17 protein-coding genes are annotated in these 17,345 nt (G+C 61.7%); 3 read left to right on the forward strand and 14 right to left on the reverse strand.

The window, feature by feature from the left end:
• Positions 1-52: 52 nt before the first annotated feature.
• From ACPF7Z_RS15880 to ACPF7Z_RS15890, 3 genes are all read left to right on the forward strand, one after another.
• On the forward strand, positions 53-1,543 hold the full coding sequence (locus ACPF7Z_RS15880; protein ID WP_425194233.1) for a SulP family inorganic anion transporter: 1,491 nt from the start codon (positions 53-55) through the stop codon (positions 1,541-1,543).
• An 85-nt stretch (positions 1,544-1,628) separates the two neighbouring features.
• Complete coding sequence (locus ACPF7Z_RS15885) at positions 1,629-2,483, forward strand: universal stress protein (protein ID WP_425194234.1); 855 nt, start codon at positions 1,629-1,631, stop codon at positions 2,481-2,483.
• Between the two features lie 44 nt (positions 2,484-2,527).
• Positions 2,528-2,890, forward strand: a complete 363-nt coding sequence (locus tag ACPF7Z_RS15890; RefSeq protein ID WP_425194235.1) for a RidA family protein — start codon at positions 2,528-2,530, stop codon at positions 2,888-2,890.
• Here the strand turns inward: ACPF7Z_RS15890 and ACPF7Z_RS15895 are convergent.
• From ACPF7Z_RS15895 to ACPF7Z_RS15960, 14 genes are all read right to left on the reverse strand, one after another.
• Complete coding sequence (locus tag ACPF7Z_RS15895) at positions 2,887-3,510, reverse strand: hypothetical protein (RefSeq protein WP_425194236.1); 624 nt, start codon at positions 3,508-3,510, stop codon at positions 2,887-2,889. The two genes, ACPF7Z_RS15890 and ACPF7Z_RS15895, sit on opposite strands and share 4 nt — an antisense overlap.
• A gap of 78 nt (positions 3,511-3,588) precedes the next feature.
• Complete coding sequence (locus ACPF7Z_RS15900) at positions 3,589-4,266, reverse strand: LolA family protein (RefSeq protein WP_425194237.1); 678 nt, start codon at positions 4,264-4,266, stop codon at positions 3,589-3,591.
• A gap of 119 nt (positions 4,267-4,385) precedes the next feature.
• Positions 4,386-5,111, reverse strand: coding sequence for a 3-oxoacyl-ACP reductase FabG (gene fabG / locus ACPF7Z_RS15905; protein WP_425194238.1), 726 nt, complete (start codon positions 5,109-5,111; stop codon positions 4,386-4,388).
• Positions 5,108-5,599 carry a hypothetical protein gene (locus ACPF7Z_RS15910; protein WP_425194239.1) on the reverse strand — a complete coding sequence of 164 codons (492 nt, stop codon included), beginning with the start codon at positions 5,597-5,599 and terminating at the stop codon, positions 5,108-5,110. Before ACPF7Z_RS15910 ends, fabG begins: the two co-directional genes overlap by 4 nt.
• Before the next feature lies 1 nt (position 5,600).
• Complete coding sequence (locus ACPF7Z_RS15915; protein WP_425194240.1) at positions 5,601-6,785, reverse strand: beta-ketoacyl-ACP synthase; 1,185 nt, start codon at positions 6,783-6,785, stop codon at positions 5,601-5,603.
• Positions 6,782-7,420, reverse strand: coding sequence for a DUF3261 domain-containing protein (locus ACPF7Z_RS15920; protein WP_425194241.1), 639 nt, complete (start codon positions 7,418-7,420; stop codon positions 6,782-6,784). Before ACPF7Z_RS15920 ends, ACPF7Z_RS15915 begins: the two co-directional genes overlap by 4 nt.
• 24 nt (positions 7,421-7,444) lie before the next feature.
• The gene (locus tag ACPF7Z_RS15925) at positions 7,445-8,719 is read right to left on the reverse strand and encodes an NAD(P)/FAD-dependent oxidoreductase (protein ID WP_425194242.1); all 1,275 of its coding nucleotides are present in this window, start codon (positions 8,717-8,719) and stop codon (positions 7,445-7,447) included.
• A gap of 37 nt (positions 8,720-8,756) precedes the next feature.
• Positions 8,757-11,177: an MMPL family transporter gene (locus ACPF7Z_RS15930; protein WP_425194243.1), complete on the reverse strand. Its 2,421-nt coding sequence runs from the start codon at positions 11,175-11,177 to the stop codon at positions 8,757-8,759.
• The gene (locus ACPF7Z_RS15935; protein WP_425194244.1) at positions 11,161-11,775 is read right to left on the reverse strand and encodes a LolA family protein; all 615 of its coding nucleotides are present in this window, start codon (positions 11,773-11,775) and stop codon (positions 11,161-11,163) included. The genes ACPF7Z_RS15930 and ACPF7Z_RS15935 overlap by 17 nt, the downstream gene beginning before the upstream one ends.
• Complete coding sequence (locus ACPF7Z_RS15940) at positions 11,765-13,321, reverse strand: HAL/PAL/TAL family ammonia-lyase (protein WP_425194245.1); 1,557 nt, start codon at positions 13,319-13,321, stop codon at positions 11,765-11,767. Before ACPF7Z_RS15940 ends, ACPF7Z_RS15935 begins: the two co-directional genes overlap by 11 nt.
• Entirely contained in the window at positions 13,311-14,264 is a 954-nt protein-coding gene (locus ACPF7Z_RS15945) for a glycosyl transferase (protein ID WP_425194246.1), read from the reverse strand. Before ACPF7Z_RS15945 ends, ACPF7Z_RS15940 begins: the two co-directional genes overlap by 11 nt.
• Positions 14,261-15,025: a glycosyltransferase family 2 protein gene (locus tag ACPF7Z_RS15950; protein ID WP_425194247.1), complete on the reverse strand. Its 765-nt coding sequence runs from the start codon at positions 15,023-15,025 to the stop codon at positions 14,261-14,263. Before ACPF7Z_RS15950 ends, ACPF7Z_RS15945 begins: the two co-directional genes overlap by 4 nt.
• Positions 15,015-16,790: an AMP-binding protein gene (locus ACPF7Z_RS15955; protein ID WP_425194248.1), complete on the reverse strand. Its 1,776-nt coding sequence runs from the start codon at positions 16,788-16,790 to the stop codon at positions 15,015-15,017. Before ACPF7Z_RS15955 ends, ACPF7Z_RS15950 begins: the two co-directional genes overlap by 11 nt.
• A complete protein-coding gene (locus ACPF7Z_RS15960) occupies positions 16,780-17,343 on the reverse strand; it encodes a hypothetical protein (RefSeq protein WP_425194249.1) in 564 nt (187 codons plus the stop codon). The genes ACPF7Z_RS15955 and ACPF7Z_RS15960 overlap by 11 nt, the downstream gene beginning before the upstream one ends.
• Positions 17,344-17,345 lie beyond the last annotated feature (2 nt).

Raw genomic sequence — 17,345 nt, forward strand, 5'->3', positions numbered from 1 at the left:
GGGCGCCCGCGCTGCATACGGTATAGCGCACGACAACCCAACGGAACCGAGAATGATTCGATCCATCCGCCACTCCTGGTTTTCCAACATCAAGAACGATTCGCTGGCCGGTATCGTGGTCGCTCTGGCGCTAATCCCGGAGGCCATCGCCTTTTCGATCATTGCCGGGGTCGATCCCAAGGTCGGCCTCTATGCTTCCTTCTGCATCGCCGTGATCATCGCCTTTGTCGGCGGGCGTCCAGGCATGATCTCGGCGGCCACCGGGGCCATGGCGCTATTGATGGTCACCCTGGTGAGAGAACACGGCCTGGAGTACCTACTCGCTGCGACCTTGTTGACCGGGGTGCTGCAGATCATCGCCGGCTATTTGCGATTGGCCGATTTGATGCGCTTCGTCTCTCGCTCGGTGGTGACCGGCTTCGTCAATGCCCTGGCGATCCTTATCTTCATGGCCCAGTTGCCTGAGTTGACCGGTGTCACCTGGCACGTTTATGCCATGACTGCCGCCGGCCTGGGCATCATCTATCTGTTTCCGCTGCTGCCGAAGATTGGTCGTACAATACCCTCACCGCTCGTATGCATCCTGGTCTTGACTGCCGTCTACATGGCCAGTGGCATGGATATTCGCACCGTCGGCGACATGGGCGAACTGCCGGATACCCTGCCGGTATTCCTGTGGCCGGATGTGCCATTGACCCTCGAAACCCTTCAGATCATCTTCCCCTATTCGGTGATGTTGACAGTGGTCGGCCTGCTGGAATCGATGATGACCGCCACCATCGTCGACGAACTGACCGATACCCCCAGTGACAAGAACCGCGAATGCAAGGGCCAGGGCATCGCCAACATCGGCTCGGGCCTTCTCGGCGGGATGGCCGGTTGCGCGATGATCGGCCAGTCGGTAATCAACGTGAAGTCCGGTGGACGTACCCGGCTCTCCACGCTGGTCGCCGGTGTCGTGCTGCTGTTGATGGTGGTGTTCCTGAGCGACTGGGTGTCGCAGATTCCCATGGCTGCGCTGGTGGCGGTGATGATCATGGTTTCCATCGGCACCTTCAGTTGGGAATCACTGCGCGATCTCAGGAAACATCCGATGAGTACCAACATCGTCATGGTTGCCACGGTGGTGGTCGTGGTGGCAACGCATAACCTGGCCATCGGGGTGTTCGTCGGTGTATTGCTGGCATCACTGTTCTTTGCCAACAAGGTGGGGCAGGTGCTCTATATTGGTAACGAGATGAGCGCCGATGGACGTACTCGAGAGTACATTGTAATCGGTCAGGTGTTCTTCACCTCGGCGGATCGTTTCACCGACGCTTTCGATTTCAAGGAGACCGTCGAGCGTGTGCGTATCGACCTGTCCCGCGCACACTTCTGGGATATCACTGCCGTTGGCGCACTGGACAAGGTGGTGATCAAGTTCCGCCGTGAGGGCACCGAGGTCGAAGTGGTGGGCCTGAACGAGGCGAGTGCCACCATCGTCGACCGCTTCGCCGTTCACGATAAGCCGGATGCCGTGGAGCAGTTGATGAGCGGCCACTGAGAGAGCCTGTTCATCGTTGCCAGGATCGGTTAGAAACGTACAAAGTGATAGCAAAACGCAAAACGACCAGAAGGGACCGCGCAGCATGAGCGAACACGTAATGGCCTGCATCGATGGCTCGGGTTACTCCGCAGCGGTGAGCGACTATGCCGTCTGGGCCAGTCAACGCCTCGCGGCACCGCTGACCTTCCTGCATGTGCTGGACAATCATCAGCCTCCGGAGGAAGGCAACTTGTCCGGCAATATCGGTCTGGGTAGCCGCGAACACCTGCTCGAGGAACTTGCTTCGCTGGATGAGCGTCGTGCGCGCATCGCCCAGGAGCAGGGTAGAACGATGCTTGACGCGGCGCGGGAGCGGGCCAGAGAGCAGGGGAATGAGGATCCCCAGGCGCGTCAGCGCAACGGTGAACTGGTCGAGACCCTAAGCGATCTGGAAAGCGAGATACGCCTGTTGGTGCTGGGCAAGCGCGGAGAGTCGGCTCATCTTGCCAGCGAGCACGTAGGTTCCAACCTGGAGCGGGTAGTGCGCGCGATGCATCGTCCCATCCTGATGGTGCCGAATGACTATCGAGCGCCGCAGCGCGTGATGGTCGCCTTCGATGGTAGCAAGAGTACTCGCAAGGGAATCGAGATGATCGCTGCCAGTCCGTTATTCAAGGGGCTGAGTCTTCACATCGTCATGGTCGGGGCGGAGGTGTCCGATTTTCGGGCTCAGCTTGATTGGGCCCTGGATACCCTGAAGAATGTTGGTTTTGCAGTTCAGGGTGCCATACGCGCAGGGGAGGTAGAGGCAACACTGCGTGCCTATCAACAAGAGCATGCCATCGATCTGCTGGTGATGGGAGCCTACGGCCATTCGCGCATTCGCCATCTGCTGGTCGGTAGTACCACCTCCGCCATGCTGCGCAAGGCCGATATTCCCTTGCTGCTGCTACGCTGATCTTTTTTACCATCACACCTCATCAACCAAAAAGAGGAACCTGCATGACCCTACAGCGTCACGATACTCAGACCCGCATGAGCCGCGCAGTCATTCACGATGGTATCGCCTATCTTTGTGGTCAGGTAGCCGGCCCCGAAGCCCGTGAGGGTGACATCGTCGAGCAGACCCGGAGCATGCTGTCGCGCCTTGATGCACTGCTCAAGGAGATTGGTTCGGATCGTCAGCACATGATCTCGGCAACGATTTATCTGAAGGATGGCGGTGATATCGCCGCGATGAACGAGGTCTGGGATGCCTGGGTACCGGAAGGCCATGCGCCGGCGCGCACCTGTGTCGTCGCACCGATGCCGGCGGAGGAACTCAAAGTCGAGATTACCGTGACCGCGGCGATAAAAGGTTCCTAACTTCCTTCTTCGCCACTTTTTTCGACCTGCGGCTGGTGGCGTAAAAACGCTCCCAGCCGTTTTTCGTCGGTCTCGTTGATACGGCAAAGCTGATCGGCGATTTCCGCATAGTGACGCAGCACCGGTTCGAAAAGGCGCTTGCTGGACGCGTCATCTTGAACAGCAGCCTCTTCTTCTGCGAGCCATTCGAACAATCTCCCTAGGCGTTGATAGTTGGGATCGCCGCGTCCGCTGTTGCCGCGCAGCGCATCGACCGCCAGACAACGCTGCACGCTGCGTTTGTTGGGGTCGAGGCTCTCTTTCTCGAGCAGGGTCTCGGCCTGATGCACGAAGCGTTCCGTGAGTTGGACGATGAGCAGGCAGTGCTGCTGATCCCATTGGGCAGCAAGGCTTTGTTGCAGCGCGCGCTGCTGAGCGCCCAGGGTGATAAGGAGCCCCGCCAGAAGAGCCAGTAATCCCATGCCGGCGATCAAGACCAGCGCATAGAGGCTGACCGTGATCAGTGCCGACTGAGATAAGGGCCAGTGCAAGTCACTGACCACAATACCCCCGGCCCCTAGGGTCAAGGTGACGAGTACGATGAGGATGACCGCTATTCTCACGTCTTTCTCCTGATTCATGCTCCTGGTTCAAGAGGACCCGTCATCGAAATCAGGTAGGGGGCCGCTTATGGTGGTATCGGCCTTGAGCGTTGAAACTTAAGCGTCATTTTCTTTTTCAGCGTCGGTGTCATCATCGCGTGTCGATGAGGCGTTCTCACGCAGCGCCGTGGCGAGTTGCTCGGCACCCTTGGGGTTTACCAGGCGTTGATGCTCGGCAAGCTCCAGTGTCAGTTCATTACCGTTCGAACTCGTGGCGCGAAGTGCCTGGATGAAGCGCCCCCCTTCAAGGGTGATCTTTTTGGGCACCTCATCGTTTCTTTCGCGAGGCAGCAGAATCAGCTGCCAGTCATTGCGATCACCCTCCAGCAGCAAATGATACTTTTTTTCCAGGGCCGCGAGATTGCCACTCAGGGCCTGAAGCAACAGCATGGCAGTCAACTGCTCGCCGGGCAGGTTGTCATCGCTTTCTTCCAATGGCGGAGCGGTGGCGGTGCCATCCTCGGAGGGCTTTAGATTGAGCAGGGGGCCAGTCTTGTCGAATTCGACCAGGCGTGGTTCCGGGGTCAGCCACTGCCAGATCAGCGAGCGGTAAGGCGTGAATAGCAATTGGCCAGTCGCATGAACGCGAATCTCGGCTTCATGCAGCCAGCGGCTTTGTTCCATCCGGCTCTGAAAGGCCGGCGTGGCGGACTGCCAGGAACGCCACTCATCCAGGCTAAAGGCGTGAACTTGAAGGGAGAACAATAGCAATAGACCCGAGGCGAGAGATCTCATGGATGAATTCCTGCACATAGGCAAAATGAAAGACGACTGATCATGGCGACGCAATATTACAAACGCCGCAAAATGACAATATTCTAGCGTGGATCAATGATCGGGAGGCGCTAAATCACTCAGCACATTCCACCATTGACCGCAATCACCTGGCGCGTGATGTAGGAGGCATCAGAAGAGCAGAGAAAGCTCACCGTGGCCGCCACTTCGGCGCCGGTGCCGATGCGTTGCATGGGAATGATCTTGAGGGCTTCTTCGTTGGTCGCTTCATCCGTCATGTCGGTATCGATCAACCCTGGCGCAACACAATTGACCGTGATACGACGCTTGGCCAACTCTATGGCGAGCGCCTTGACCGCACCAATCAATCCCGCCTTGGCGGCGCTGTAATTGACCTGGCCCCGATTGCCCATGATCCCCGAGACCGAAGACATCACAAGAATACGGCCCGGCGCACGACGCCTGATCATCGGCATGACCAGGGGTTTCACCACGTTGTAGAAGCCGTCCAGATTGGTGTGAATGACGCTGTCCCAGGCCTCGTCGGTCAGTGCGGGGAAAGCACCGTCGGCGGTGATGCCGGCATTGCAGATCACCCCGTAGTAAGCACCATGGGTATCGATATCGGTTTCGAGGGCCTGGCGTGCCGCCTCGCGATCGGCGACGTCAAAACACAAGATCCGGGCCTTGCGACCCAGGGCGTGAATGTCGGCGCTGACCTTCTCTGCGGCCTCGCGCTCCCGACGGCAGTGCACCACGATATCGAAGCCGTCCCGGGCCAGACGCAGGGCAATGGCGCGACCAATGCCGCGACTCGAACCGGTGACGAGTATCGTATCGGTCATGGGGACGGCTCCTTGTCGAGTGTTTGTTCAGACTGCTCGTCTGATGGTGGCTGGAAGACGGTCAAGGTGCCGTGAGCAAGGCGGGTGCCGTCGTCATTCAGGATCTCACCGTGAAAGTGACCGAGGCCGTTGTCGGCCCGAAAATCGAGGTGAATGCTCACTCTGTAGGTGCGGTCAATTGCCAGATGTTCACAGAGCGACTCGAAGCGCTTGCTGCCGATCAGAAAGCCGATCGCCGGGGGCTCGTTACATGACCGGGCATGCCAGCCGGCCCAGGCGGCCACGGCCTGGGCCAGCCACTCGAGACCTACCCAACCCGGGATGCCCGCGCCGGTGGCGAAGAGATCCGCTGCACTTGGGGTTACTTCGGCCTGTAGGCTGTCATCGTCGACGGCCAGGATATTATCGAGCAGGCACATGCCCCGGCTCTGGGGAACGAAGGGCGCGATTGAGCAGGGCAGATCTGCAGGACGACGCGCTGAATCCATATCAATCCGCCCTGCTCAGCAGCAAGGATGCGTTGTTGCCCCCGAAGGCGAAGGAATTGCTCATTACCCGCCGCGGCATCCTGGCACTGGCATCGGATACCAATGGCAGGTCGGGAAGCGCCGGATCGTAATGCCCATCGTAGACATGCAGCGGCAGTTTGCCCTGGGTGAGCGCCAACCAGCAAAAAGCGGCTTCCAGGGCGCCGGCGGCCCCCAGGGTGTGGCCGGTGAGCGCCTTGGTGGAGCTGCAGAGCGGTGGCGCAGAGAACAGTTGTGTCACCGCGCGGGATTCCATGAGGTCATTATGAGGCGTGCCGGTGCCGTGCAGATTGAGATAATCGATCTCTTCGGCGCGACGACCGGCCTGAGTCAGCGCGGCGCGCATGGCGGCCAGCGCACCGCTGCCATCCGGACGCGGCGCCGAGACATGATAGGCATCGGAGCTTTCTCCAGCGCCTTCGAGCTGAATACCGCCGGACTCTCGGGTGACGACGAACAGTGCTGCCGCCTCGCCTAAATTGATACCGTTGCGGTTGGCGGAGAAAGGCAGGCAGGGACCGTCGCTGATCGCTTCCAGGCTGGCGAAGCCGTTGACCGTCAGTCGGCACAGGGTATCGGCACCGCCGGCAATCACCGCGTCGCATTCGCCGGAGCGTAAAAGCCGCCGGGCGCTGGCCAAGGCTCGGGCGCTGGAGCTACAGGCCGTGGAGAGCACATAGGCCGGCCCTTCGAGCCCCAGCTGTTCCGCAACGAACCGTGCCGGTGCCCCGAGTTCCTGTTGTGCATAGCGAAAGCTATCGGGAAGAGGGCTCTCGCGACCGGCAAGCGCCAGTGCCTGCTCGGTTTCGCCTATCCCCGAGGTACTGGTACCGATGACGACCCCGATACGTGAGGGCGCATGCTGGGCCAGAAGCGTTGAGGTATCGAGGCGTTGTAGCGCAGTAGCCAGCAGACGATTGTTGCGACTGCGATGTTCGACGGGCCAACCTGTGTCATCGGCCAAGACACTCGTTACCCGCCCGAGTGGCAATATGCGCCCGGGCGTATAGGCATCGCTTGATGTAAGGCCGCGATGACCGCCGAACAGGGCCGACGCGATGGTGTCCAGAGAGTCCCCTAGGCCGCACACAACCCCCGGGGGCGATAAACGGCAAGGCATGGCCGCGAGTTTGTCCTTCCGACTCATGAAGACGGCTCCTCGGCAGATGGCGCTTCGGAAGACCGTTCTTCGGATGTCCCCTCCAACGGCACGATCCGCAGGCGATAATGGCCCTGACGATCCTCTAGTACTACCGTCTCTTCCCGGGACGCATCCGTCATCGCCGGCGTGACACGGGCAATGAGCGTGCCGTAGCGATAAATCTCTCTGGCATCATCTTCCAGGATTACCGACCAAGGGCTGTCGATGAAGGCTTCCTCGAGTGCCACCGCAGGCCACAGGCTCCATTCGAGCCGCGAGGCCAGCCACTCGGGGGATACCGGTAGCGCTTCTTTCATGGCCTGCTCTGGAATGTCGCCTTCCTCGAAACGGCTGTCCTCGTCGTCATGTATCAAGGTGGCCAGGCGCTGGCCATAGGGGGTCAAAAACACCGCGCGAAGTCGAGTATCCTCGCGACGGATCAAGGCGATCAGGGTGTGCGCCTTGTCGGGCTCGTCATCAGGAATGAAGGTCAGGCGGCGCTTGAGTGTCTCGGACAGGGGGAGATTCGCGAAGCGCGGTGAGGGGGCGGTCGAAGGGAACAGTGAACAGCCGCTCAACAGCACCAGTAGTGATATCAGCACCAAGGCCGAGCGCAATGGAGTAAACAAGCGAATCATCATGCCGGTCTCTTCATCCAGGTCTCATCATAAAGGGCTCTGTTGCGCCTGGGGTGGGGTATCGTCGCAGAGCTGCGCCAGGGTCGTCAGTCGTTTGTCCGCAGCGGCGACGAAAGGATTTTCCAGGTCCCAGGCATAGCCGGCCAGAACCGAGCTGATCATCCGTTTTAGCCCCTCGGGTTGCGCTTCGTTGAAGACGATGGTCTGAAGACGACCGTCATACCAGGCATCGACGAAGGCACGGAAGGTAGCAATGCCCTGGCGCAGCGGCGCCTCGAACTCCATCTGCCAATCCACTGCCTCGCCACGCAGCCGGCGATCGACCAACGGGGCGGCCATGTTCGCCGAACGCAGGGCGATGGTCACCCCGGAGGAAAACACCGGGTCGAGGAATTCGCCTGCGTTGCCGAGCAGGGCAAAACCCGGCCCATGCAGGCTCGAGACATCCGCGGAATAGCCCTTGAGTTCGCTGAAGGGGCGCACCGGCCGGGCGTTGTGTAACAGTTGACGATAGCGTGGCTCGGCGTCGATCAACGCCCGCCAGCGCTCCTCCGTATTGTCACCGTATTGCTCCAGAGTGTCGATGGCGCCGACCACCCCCACCGAAGCATGGCCGTTGGCAAACGGAATCAGCCAGTACCAGATGGTGGCGTCGTCGGGATGGACGCCGATCAGGATCTTGTCACGGTCATAGCTTGGATCATCGATGTGATCCTCGAGGTGGGTGAACAGCGCCATGCGTGGTTCAAGACGCGGATCGCGTTCCAGGTCGAGCTGGCGCGCCAGCACCCGGCCATAGCCACTGGCATCCAGCACGAAGCGGGCGGTCAGGGTCGCGGTTTGGCCATGCTCGTCGACGTAGCTCACCCGAGGGCGTTCATCATCGGGTTGAAAATCCGTCACCGTGACGCCGAAGGCGACCTGTGCACCGTAAGCGGCGGCGGCCTGGATCAAGCGTTGATCGAAATCCGCGCGTTCGATCTGATAGGTCGTGCCCCAGCCGGGGCTGAATTTTTCACGAAAGTCGATGGCGGTGGTTCTGGTGCTGCGGGTGAAGGCAGCGCCGTTCTTGAATTGATAATCCGCGGCTTGCACGGTCTCGAGAAGGCCGGCCGCTTCGAGATAGCTCATGCACTGGGGCAATAGGCTTTCACCGATCGAGAAACGAGGGAAGTGGCTGCGTTCCAGCACCCGTACCTCATGACCCAGGCGCACCAATTGCGACGCGGCGGCGGCGCCGGCAGGACCGGCACCGATCACCACGACATCGGTATCGAAATGAGGGGCGCTTTTAGATGCCATACTGTTTCTCCGCAGGATGTCATTATGACAAGAGCCGTTATAAAGAGCGTCGTTTTGGGGCGTGCTCAGGATCAGGCCGCACCCAGGGTACCAGACACCACACCATCGCCAGTCCAATCAGACAGGATAACCCTAGATAGTGCAACGCCGGGGTCGCGCTGAAGGCCAGTAGGCCAAAGGCCAGCAGGCTGGTCAGCGTCGACAGGCTGATGGCCAGCCAGGTCGAGGCGCGGCGGCCATGTTCGACGCTGAAGATGCCCGCATCCAGGCCGATGCCCATCACCAGCAGCAAGCCCAACTGGCTGAAGACGTTCAGGGGTATGCCGCTGAGGGCAAACAGCATCAACACACCTAACAAGGCCCCCATGGGAGGCGTCAGTACCCGCCAGGTCGCGCGACCATAACGCCAGACAAGCAGCAGGGTCAGGGCTGCCACCGCCGCCGTTACCCACCAGACGATGTTCTTCCGCAACTGGCCGAGCAAGTCGGCGATGCGCGCCACGCGATTGACGTAAGTGACATTGTCGTCCTGGGCCGCCAGTCGTGTCAGTCGTCGTTCAAGGTCGATCGCCTGACCATCTTTATCGGCCTTGCCCGTAGATTGAATCAATAGAGTGGCGGCAACAGGGCGTTTACCCTGGACGTCGACGGTTTTGCTTTTGGTTTCAGGCCTGCCCAGCCACAGTCGCCGCTGAGCGGTTCCCAGGGGGGAGTCCAGCCAGGTCGCAACATCGAGAACGGGGACGTCTTCCAGGCGTTCACGGGCGCGCTCGACGATCCGGGTATCGAGTCCCGCTCGCCGGGCCAGTGTTTCCAAGGGTTGTCCGTACAGACGTCGCACCCGGGCCAGATCTTCTTCCTGTTGTTCGGGGGGCGGCACGCTATCGGCGAGATTGGCGGTCTTCAGAGAAACGCCTTCGTCGTTCCAGCCCTCCAGGGTATCGCCCAGTTTGGCAAGACGAGTGAGCAGGGCGGCCTCGTTTGGCGCGGTGACCAGCAGATAGCGATTACCGGTGTCGCTGCCAAGCGCTTGCTGCACCTGGCGCTCCTGCTCGAGCAGCGTTTCTGGGGAGGGGTTGAGCAGGTGCAGGCTATCGTCGCTGGTCAATTGCCAGCCGATCAGGGCGCTGGATATCAGCACTGCAATGAGCGCGACGCCGGGTTTGAGACCGCGAGGCGGTGTCGTCCATCGCCATAACCGCTCGGCCAGGCGTGCTGTCGATGCAGAACTGGGTAGGCGCAGGCGTGGCAGCCATAGCACGACGCTCAGCCAGGCGCCGAGCAATCCTAGAGCGGCGAAGGTGGCCATCTGGCGCAGTCCCGGCATGGGCGTGAGGGTTTGGGCGAGATAGGCCAACAGGCTCGAGACCAGACCCAGCGTCAGGCCGGGCAGCAGTCGGCGTAGCCGGAAGGCGCGCCCATGCACGGCGCGATCGCATTGTAGATGCAGGGCGTAATCGATAGCGATGCCAATCAGGCTGGCACCGAACGCCAGGGTCATCAGGTGCAGGCGTCCGAACAGGGCCAGGGTCAGCGGCAGGGCGAACAGCAAACCGCAGGCCAGGGGCAGCAGCATCTGCGCCAGCACCCGGGGCGAGCGAAACACCAGCAGCAGAATCATGACAAGGCCAATGAAGGCGCCGAGCCCGATGGTGGTGATTTCCCGCTGAGCCTGACGCGCGCCGGCAGCAGCGTGAAATATCAGTCCGGAACGCAGCAGTGTGGCCTCAGGGTGGGTTCGCTCGAAGTCTTCGAGCGTCTGGGTCATGGCCTGTTGCGCCCCGATGTCGTAGGGGTTGCTGGCCAGGTCGCCGATCAGCAGCGCCCGAGGGCGACCCTGAACGGCGACGGTGAGCAGGCCATCCCGGGCTTGCACTGGACTGGTATCTCGTGCGCCAAGCCAACGCTGCAGCAAGCCGAAGGGATCGGCGACGGGGTCCGGCTGTCCTGCCGGTGAAAACAGTGCGCGCAGCGCTGGCTCGACCAGGGACTCGCCGCCGTCCTGATCGATGATTCGACGCAGCTCAGGGGTCAGCAGGCGATAGCGGTAACTGTCCAGTGCCTGGCGCGGATCGCTGTTGCCGTCGATCAGGTCAATGTCCCGCCAATCGATCTCGGAAAGCAGCGGCGCGCTATCGCTCTCATCATTCTCGTTTTTGCCGGCCTCGCTCAAGGCCTTGGCCAGGACCTGGGCATCGGTCTTCAGAGTCGGGGAGGAAAGCAGCAACACGAAGCGATCCTCGAAACCGCTGCCCAGTTGGGCATTGGCCTGCTCGATCAGCGGTGATTGATGATCCTCCGGCAGCATGGCGGTCAGGCGCGTATCCACCGGCAACCCATCGCGCAGCAGCCAGGCCAGGCCAAGAATGCAGGCAAGCAGCACCAGCCCCCATAGCCAGGCCAGTAAGCGTGGGGTCTTAGCCGCCTTTTGCGATCGTGGCTCAGCGGGGGGCGTCATCGACTGCCTCGGTGGCGCCGGGATCGTAGGGCTGCTGATCGAAGAAGCGCACCCTGAGCACATCGTTGTTGGCCGCATGCAGCTCGACGTGCTCCAGGTAGCGAGCGCCCCGCAGCTCGATGTGCGTAAAGCGCTTGCGAAGTGCCTCGGCCTTGGGGGTGAGAGTGACCTGCCAGTCGTCCGCGGTACCTGACAGATCGAGAGTGAAGCGCTCCTGCAAGGCCTGCCAATCGCCCTGCAGCAGTTGCAGTAACAGCGTGCCGACCTGTTCGCGTTGTCGATCGTTGTTGGCGTCGGATTCGTCGTCCAGCCGAGCGGCCGTATTGGATGCGTTGTCGGGCGTGAAGACAAGGCGATCTGACACCGGCGTTTCCAGCGTCCAGACGACCTTGCTGTCGCGTTCGTAGACGAAATGACCGGTACTTCGCAACTGGGTATCCAGATCGGCAAGATGGCGTTGCTGTTCGAATCGTCCTTTGAGCGCGTCGTTCTGATTCAGCCGGGTTTGCAGGTCATTGAGCTCGAAGGCCAGCACCGCTCCCGGTAGAACCATCAGCAGCAGAAATGCTCGGCCCAGCAGCGTGGCTCTAATCGGCATACATGCCCTCCGTCAGGTCAGGTAAATGCGTGCATAGATAACGAAGATCGGCTTCCAGAGCGCGGTCCTCCTCAACGAAGGCGATACACTCCCGGCACCGGCGTTGGAAAGCGGCCAGAGCCGGCGGTAGCCTGACATCGAGCGCCTGGCGCAGATCCAACGCCTGGCAGGCACCGTGCAGTACACCGGCCACGACCTGCTCGGTGAGGATGAGCACGCGTAGCGCATCCCGGGCGGCGATGGTGCCCATGCTCACCTTGTCCTGGTTGTGGCTCTCCGTGGAGCGGGAAAAGACGCTCGCCGGCAGGGTTAGCTTGAGCGCTTCGGCGGTCCAGGCCGAGACACCGATCTGCACTGCCTTGTAGCCATGATTGAGCGGCGCCCGTTCCGGTCTGGCACCGCTCAGATTGGCGGGTAGGCCATGGTTGTAACGGGTATCGACCAGCAGGGCGAGCTGCCGGTCGAGCAGATCGGCAATATTGGCCACCAGGGTCTTGAGCGAATCCATGGCGAAGGCGATGTGGCCGCCATAGAAATGCCCGCCATGCATCACCTTGCCGGCGACCGGATCGATCAACGGGTTGTCGTTGGCGCTGTTGAGTTCGTTTTCGATGAAACCGCGCAGCCAGGGCAGGCTGTCTTCCAGCACACCGATGACGTGCGGGGCGCAGCGGGTCGAATAACGGTCCTGAAGACGCGAAGAGTTACGCGGGGTTTCATCGCTGCCGTCCGCCTGCTCAAGATCCCGGCGCAGACGCGCGGCGACTCGCTGTTGCCCCGCGTGGGGCTTGGCGGCGAACAGGTCCGTATCGAAGTGATAGGGGTTGCCGTCCAGCGCCCAGCAGTTCATGGCGGTGAGGCGCGTAGCCAGGCGCGATAGCTGTTCGGCGCGCCCATAGGCCAGACAGGCCAGGGCCGTCATCACCGCGGTACCGTTCATCAGCGCCAAACCTTCCTTGGGACGCAGACGATAGGGCATAAGATCACGCTCGGCAAACACCTCGGCGGTCGGGCGTCGCTGGCCCTGGTCGAACACTTCGCGCTCGCCGCACAGCACGGCGGCAAGATAAGACAGCGGCGTGAGATCGCCGCTGGCACCCACCGAGCCTTCCGCGGGAATCACCGGGATCACATCTTCCTCGAGCAGCCATACCAGGCGCTCCAGTAGCTCGATACTGACCCCGGAAACACCGCGACAAAGCGATACCAGGCGCACCAGGATCACCGCCCGGGCGGCTTCGATATCGAGAATCTCGCCAAGGCCGCAGCCGTGAAAGGTATACAGGTGACGCGGCAACTCGCCGTGTTGATCCGCGGGCACCGCGCGAGTGCAGGCATCACCGTAGCCGGTGGTGACGCCATAGACGACGCCATCTTCCTCGATCAGACGATCGAGGAAGGCCGGCCCGGCAGCGATACGCTCGTGAAACGCGGGCGATTCGGAAAGCGTGACCCGCATCTGGCGCCGGGCGACGGCCAGCACGGACTCGAGGTCGATTTGGCTGCCATCGAGCAGTAGTCGAGTAGGAGGATGATCAGGAAACATGTCGGTCACCGGTCTGCCAAAAAGGAAAGAAGTTGAACCATTGCAGGGGATAGCGGCGACATTGATCCGTGAGCCAGGCCACGTAGCGACGCATGGCATCCTCACGCCAGGCCTCACGATCGACCCGGCGCAGGTGGCTGGTGTCGTCGAAGGGTTGGAATTCGACGCGATGCGATTTTCCCTCGCGCAGGCAGCTCAACGTATAGATGGGGCAGCGCAGTAATGCCGCCAGCCAGAAGGGGCCTTCCGGGAACAGCGCCGGCGCTCCCAGAAAATCGAGGGGACGCACACGACCACCTTCGTCGATAGGGACGCGATCCGCGGCGATTACCACGAATCCGCCGGCGTTGATGCGCTCGGCCAAGGCCAGGGCGGTGGCGGGGGTGATCTCGGTGACCTCGATGATCTCCGGGCCACGCCTGAGCGTGGAACGATCGAGGAGTTGATTGAACTTGCGCGAATTGCGGGTATGCATGAGCTGGGTGACATGAAAATCGTCCCGGCTATCGCTGATGGCACTGCAGATTTCGAGATTGCCGATATGCGATACCAGCATCAGGCCGCCACGCCCGCCACGAATGGCCTGGTCCAGGCAGGCGCGATCCTCGGGCGTCAGTTTTACGCCCATCGACATGCCGCTCCAGGCATCGACCTTGTCCATCAGGGACTGACCGAAGGCCATGAAATGCTTCAACCCAAGCCACGGGAGCCAACGAGGCGGCTGCCCGGCATGCAGTGGCCATATGCGCTCGAGGTATTGTCGCGAGGCCCGACGAGGCAATGCCTGGCCAAGATAGTAGTAAATGATGACCGGGCCCAGAACCACCTGGAAGGGCAGACGCCCGAGATGACGACGAATCCATACCATGATACGCATGCCGGCCACCGAGCCGGATTCCTGGATGCGTGCCCAATGGTGGGGGGTATCAGACGAGTGATTCATGAAGAATGATTCAACGTTCTCGATCGACGAAAGAGCAGGCGTGGCAAACGTCGCAGCATGCCACAGAACAGGCGCGCATGCATGGCGACCAGCAAGGCGTTGTCGTGCCATAGATCGAAATGCGATACACCATCCAGCGGATAGTGAACCCGTACGGGCAGATTCGTGACCGGCAAACCCGCCCACAACCAACGCACCGGTAATTCGGTGTCGAACTGCATGCGCTCGCCACAGCTGTGGCGGGCCACCAGACGATTGGTCGCCTCGACCGGGTACAGCTTGACTCCGCACATGGTGTCGCGTAGCGCAAAGGACAGCGTATTGAGCCATACCAATGCGTGGGTGGCGTAGCGGGCGTAATAGCGATGCCGCGGCACGCTCTGGTCGAATCGTGGATAGGCGATGCGCAGCTCTTGCTGGTTGGCGGTCAGCCCTTCCAGGAACGGTGGAAAATCGCTGGCGTCGTGCTGGCTGTCGGCGTCGACCTGAAGCGCATGGGTGAAGCCCTGGCGAGCGGCCTCGATCAAGCCTGCCTTGACTGCCGCGCCTTTGCCGCGATTTTCCGGCAGACGCACCAGGCTCACATCCTCCGCCTCGGCGAGCGTGTCGAGCACTTGGGCACATTCGGCGTCGCTGCCATCGTCGACCAGTAATAGCGGTACACCCAGGCGCCGCGCCCCGGCGCAGGTCGCGGTGATGGCGGCGGCATGGTTATAGATCGGAATCAGCACACAGGGGCGAGCCGGCTGATCACTCGTCATCATGGGTCTCCTGCGGTGTAAAGACGATCTTGCCGGCGGCATGAATACCCTGTCGGCCCTGCAGGGTGAAGGACAACCGTATGCCTTGTTCGCTCCGCGACTGGGCAAGGATAAGTGTTATCCGTTCGCCGGGCAGCAGTAGCTGGGGAAATTTGATCCGCTCGAGACGCTGGAACGCCCCGCGCAATTGCAAGTGTTCCCGGGCCAGCTCGACGCTCCATTGCACAAGCACCACCCCGGGGACGATCGGCTGCTCATCGAAGTGGCCTTTCAGATAGAGCAAGCGCTCGGGAACTTCCAGGCTCACCTGACAGCGCTCATCACCTTCGAAGCTCACACCCAGCCACCGCGGCAGGCGATGATCCTCAAGATCGCGAAAAAGCTGTCGCACCAAGGCATTCGATAGCTTGCCTTGAGCATTGGTTGGCCAGACATCGACGAAGCGCCAGTAGCGGGGCACCACCGTGGACTCATAAGCGCTCGACAGATACTGGCGCAGGGACGCGATCAGGTCGCGACGCGAGTCGTGGTCCAGGGGGATACGTTCCGGGTCGAGCTGGACGATGGCACCCAGGCGTGTATCTCGCTCCGGCAGGCTGACGGTACGGGCTTGAATCACATCGGGGTGCGTGCCAAGAGTGCGGTCCATGCCGGTCAGGGATAGACGCTTGCCCCCCACCTTGAGGATACGGTCGGCGCGCCCCAACAGACGAAAACGAGAGTCCTCCAGGGCGATGCGATCGGCCTGGCGCTGCCAGTCCGTACTGGAGAGGAAGGGGGAACGCAGCCACAGGGCGCCGTGTCGATCATCACGAATCTCGATGCCGGGTAGCGGCGTCCAGCACTCGTCTCGTTGCTGAATACGCCAGGCAATGCCACCGGTCTCGGAGCTGCCGTAGATCTCACTGACCGGAACGCCGAGCACCTTCAGAGCGTGTTCACTGGCGATGTGCGACAAGGCGGCGCCGGAGGAATGAATGCGTGAAAGCACTCGAGGGGCCGCTTGCCAGTCGAGCTCCTGGGGCAGACGTTCAAGCGGGGGCGGCGCGCTGATCAGGACCGTGCCGGGAGGCGCATTCAGCGTGCCGATATCGTCGGAATGGCGAGTCTCGTCCAGGCGCCGTAGCCAATCGCTCAGGGTTTCCGGATAACGGCACAGGCTCAAAGCCATCGGCGCCTGCTCGCAAAGCGGACGCAGGATGGCGAACAGCAAGCCATAGATATGCTGATGACTCACCTGGCTGATGACCAGCCGCCCCTCCAACGGCCAGAGGTGAGCATGCACGCCAAGCTCCGCATCGAGCTGGGCAAAGCACTTGTCCAGGCGCTGCGGCTCGCCGCTGGACCCGGAGGTGTACAACGACAGCGCGAGCGCATCGGCGTCGAGCTCTCCCCAGCGCGGTATTCTGGCCTCGGGGCCGGCCCGATGCCCACCCGTCACATCGCCAAGGCGTGCCCGGGTCAGATGGTCCACGCCGGACAGCGTTTCCGGCCGGTCGTCGGCGGGCAGCACCACACTGTCGCCGCGTTCCCAGCAGGCGAGCAGGGCGGCGGCGAATTCGAGCGGTTCGCGCAGGTGTAGGAGCCAGCGCTGGCCCGCGGGCGCCAGGGAGTCCAGCAGCCCCTGCCAGGCACCCACGCGCCCATGAAAAATCGACCAGGGCACGGCGGCTTCACGCGCTGGCAACGCGCAGTGCCAACCGATCGCTCGGTCGCGCGGTGCGTGCCGCCAGGGGGTGCCGAGAAGCGGGGCCTTAGTCATCATGGGCGATCCTGCTCCGCACGCGTTGACGAATGCACCACTCACCGGCGAACAAGGCACCGCTCAGCCCATAGGCAATGCCGCCGTTGTACAGGGCCCAGGTACTCAGGTCGGCGTAAAGTGCCGTCCATAGGGCGATGCTGCCGTTGAGCAGAAAGAAACCGCACCACAGTTGGGTGACGCGCCGAGTGTAGCGCACACCGCTGGCGGGCAGCTCGGGTTCCTGGCGGCGTGCCAGGCGCTCGATCAGGCTCGGCGGATGGCGCAAACTCCAGGCGAACAGGATAAGCAGTGCGGCATTGATCAGCACCGGCCAGGCGCGCACGCCAAGAGTCGCATGACCCAGAAGCGCCAGGGTCGATACGAGCAAGGCCAGCAACAGCCCCCAGCGCTTGTAGCCTGGAGGCAGCCGCCAGCTGACAAGGGCGACAGCCAGCGCCAATAAGAGCACCCCTCCGCCTTGTGGCAGCAAAAACAACACCAGCAGCGGCCAGGCCAGCATCAGCAGGCCGAGCAATAGTGTGGTGGGCGTTGGGGATGAGCGCCTGGCGTCCATTA

This window comes from Halomonas sp. GXIMD04776 (assembly GCF_049808615.1).
Classification (GTDB): Bacteria; Pseudomonadota; Gammaproteobacteria; order Pseudomonadales; family Halomonadaceae; genus Modicisalibacter.

Bases quoted from the DNA above. Each gene is read 5' to 3' on its own strand.
- ACPF7Z_RS15920 (WP_425194241.1), bottom strand. From the start codon at position 7,420: ATGATGATTCGCTTGTTTACTCCATTGCGCTCGGCCTTGGTGCTGATA.
- ACPF7Z_RS15880 (WP_425194233.1), top strand. From the start codon at position 53: ATGATTCGATCCATCCGCCACTCCTGGTTTTCCAACATCAAGAACGAT.
- ACPF7Z_RS15930 (WP_425194243.1), bottom strand. From the start codon at position 11,177: ATGACGCCCCCCGCTGAGCCACGATCGCAAAAGGCGGCTAAGACCCCA.
- ACPF7Z_RS15955 (WP_425194248.1), bottom strand. From the start codon at position 16,790: ATGATGACTAAGGCCCCGCTTCTCGGCACCCCCTGGCGGCACGCACCG.
- ACPF7Z_RS15900 (WP_425194237.1), bottom strand. From the start codon at position 4,266: ATGAGATCTCTCGCCTCGGGTCTATTGCTATTGTTCTCCCTTCAAGTT.
- ACPF7Z_RS15945 (WP_425194246.1), bottom strand. From the start codon at position 14,264: ATGAATCACTCGTCTGATACCCCCCACCATTGGGCACGCATCCAGGAA.
- ACPF7Z_RS15940 (WP_425194245.1), bottom strand. From the start codon at position 13,321: ATGTTTCCTGATCATCCTCCTACTCGACTACTGCTCGATGGCAGCCAA.
- ACPF7Z_RS15895 (WP_425194236.1), bottom strand. From the start codon at position 3,510: ATGAATCAGGAGAAAGACGTGAGAATAGCGGTCATCCTCATCGTACTC.
- ACPF7Z_RS15925 (WP_425194242.1), bottom strand. From the start codon at position 8,719: ATGGCATCTAAAAGCGCCCCTCATTTCGATACCGATGTCGTGGTGATC.
- ACPF7Z_RS15950 (WP_425194247.1), bottom strand. From the start codon at position 15,025: ATGACGAGTGATCAGCCGGCTCGCCCCTGTGTGCTGATTCCGATCTAT.
- ACPF7Z_RS15915 (WP_425194240.1), bottom strand. From the start codon at position 6,785: ATGAGTCGGAAGGACAAACTCGCGGCCATGCCTTGCCGTTTATCGCCC.
- fabG (WP_425194238.1), bottom strand. From the start codon at position 5,111: ATGACCGATACGATACTCGTCACCGGTTCGAGTCGCGGCATTGGTCGC.
- ACPF7Z_RS15960 (WP_425194249.1), bottom strand. From the start codon at position 17,343: ATGGACGCCAGGCGCTCATCCCCAACGCCCACCACACTATTGCTCGGC.
- ACPF7Z_RS15910 (WP_425194239.1), bottom strand. From the start codon at position 5,599: ATGGATTCAGCGCGTCGTCCTGCAGATCTGCCCTGCTCAATCGCGCCC.
- ACPF7Z_RS15935 (WP_425194244.1), bottom strand. From the start codon at position 11,775: ATGCCGATTAGAGCCACGCTGCTGGGCCGAGCATTTCTGCTGCTGATG.
- ACPF7Z_RS15885 (WP_425194234.1), top strand. From the start codon at position 1,629: ATGAGCGAACACGTAATGGCCTGCATCGATGGCTCGGGTTACTCCGCA.
- ACPF7Z_RS15890 (WP_425194235.1), top strand. From the start codon at position 2,528: ATGACCCTACAGCGTCACGATACTCAGACCCGCATGAGCCGCGCAGTC.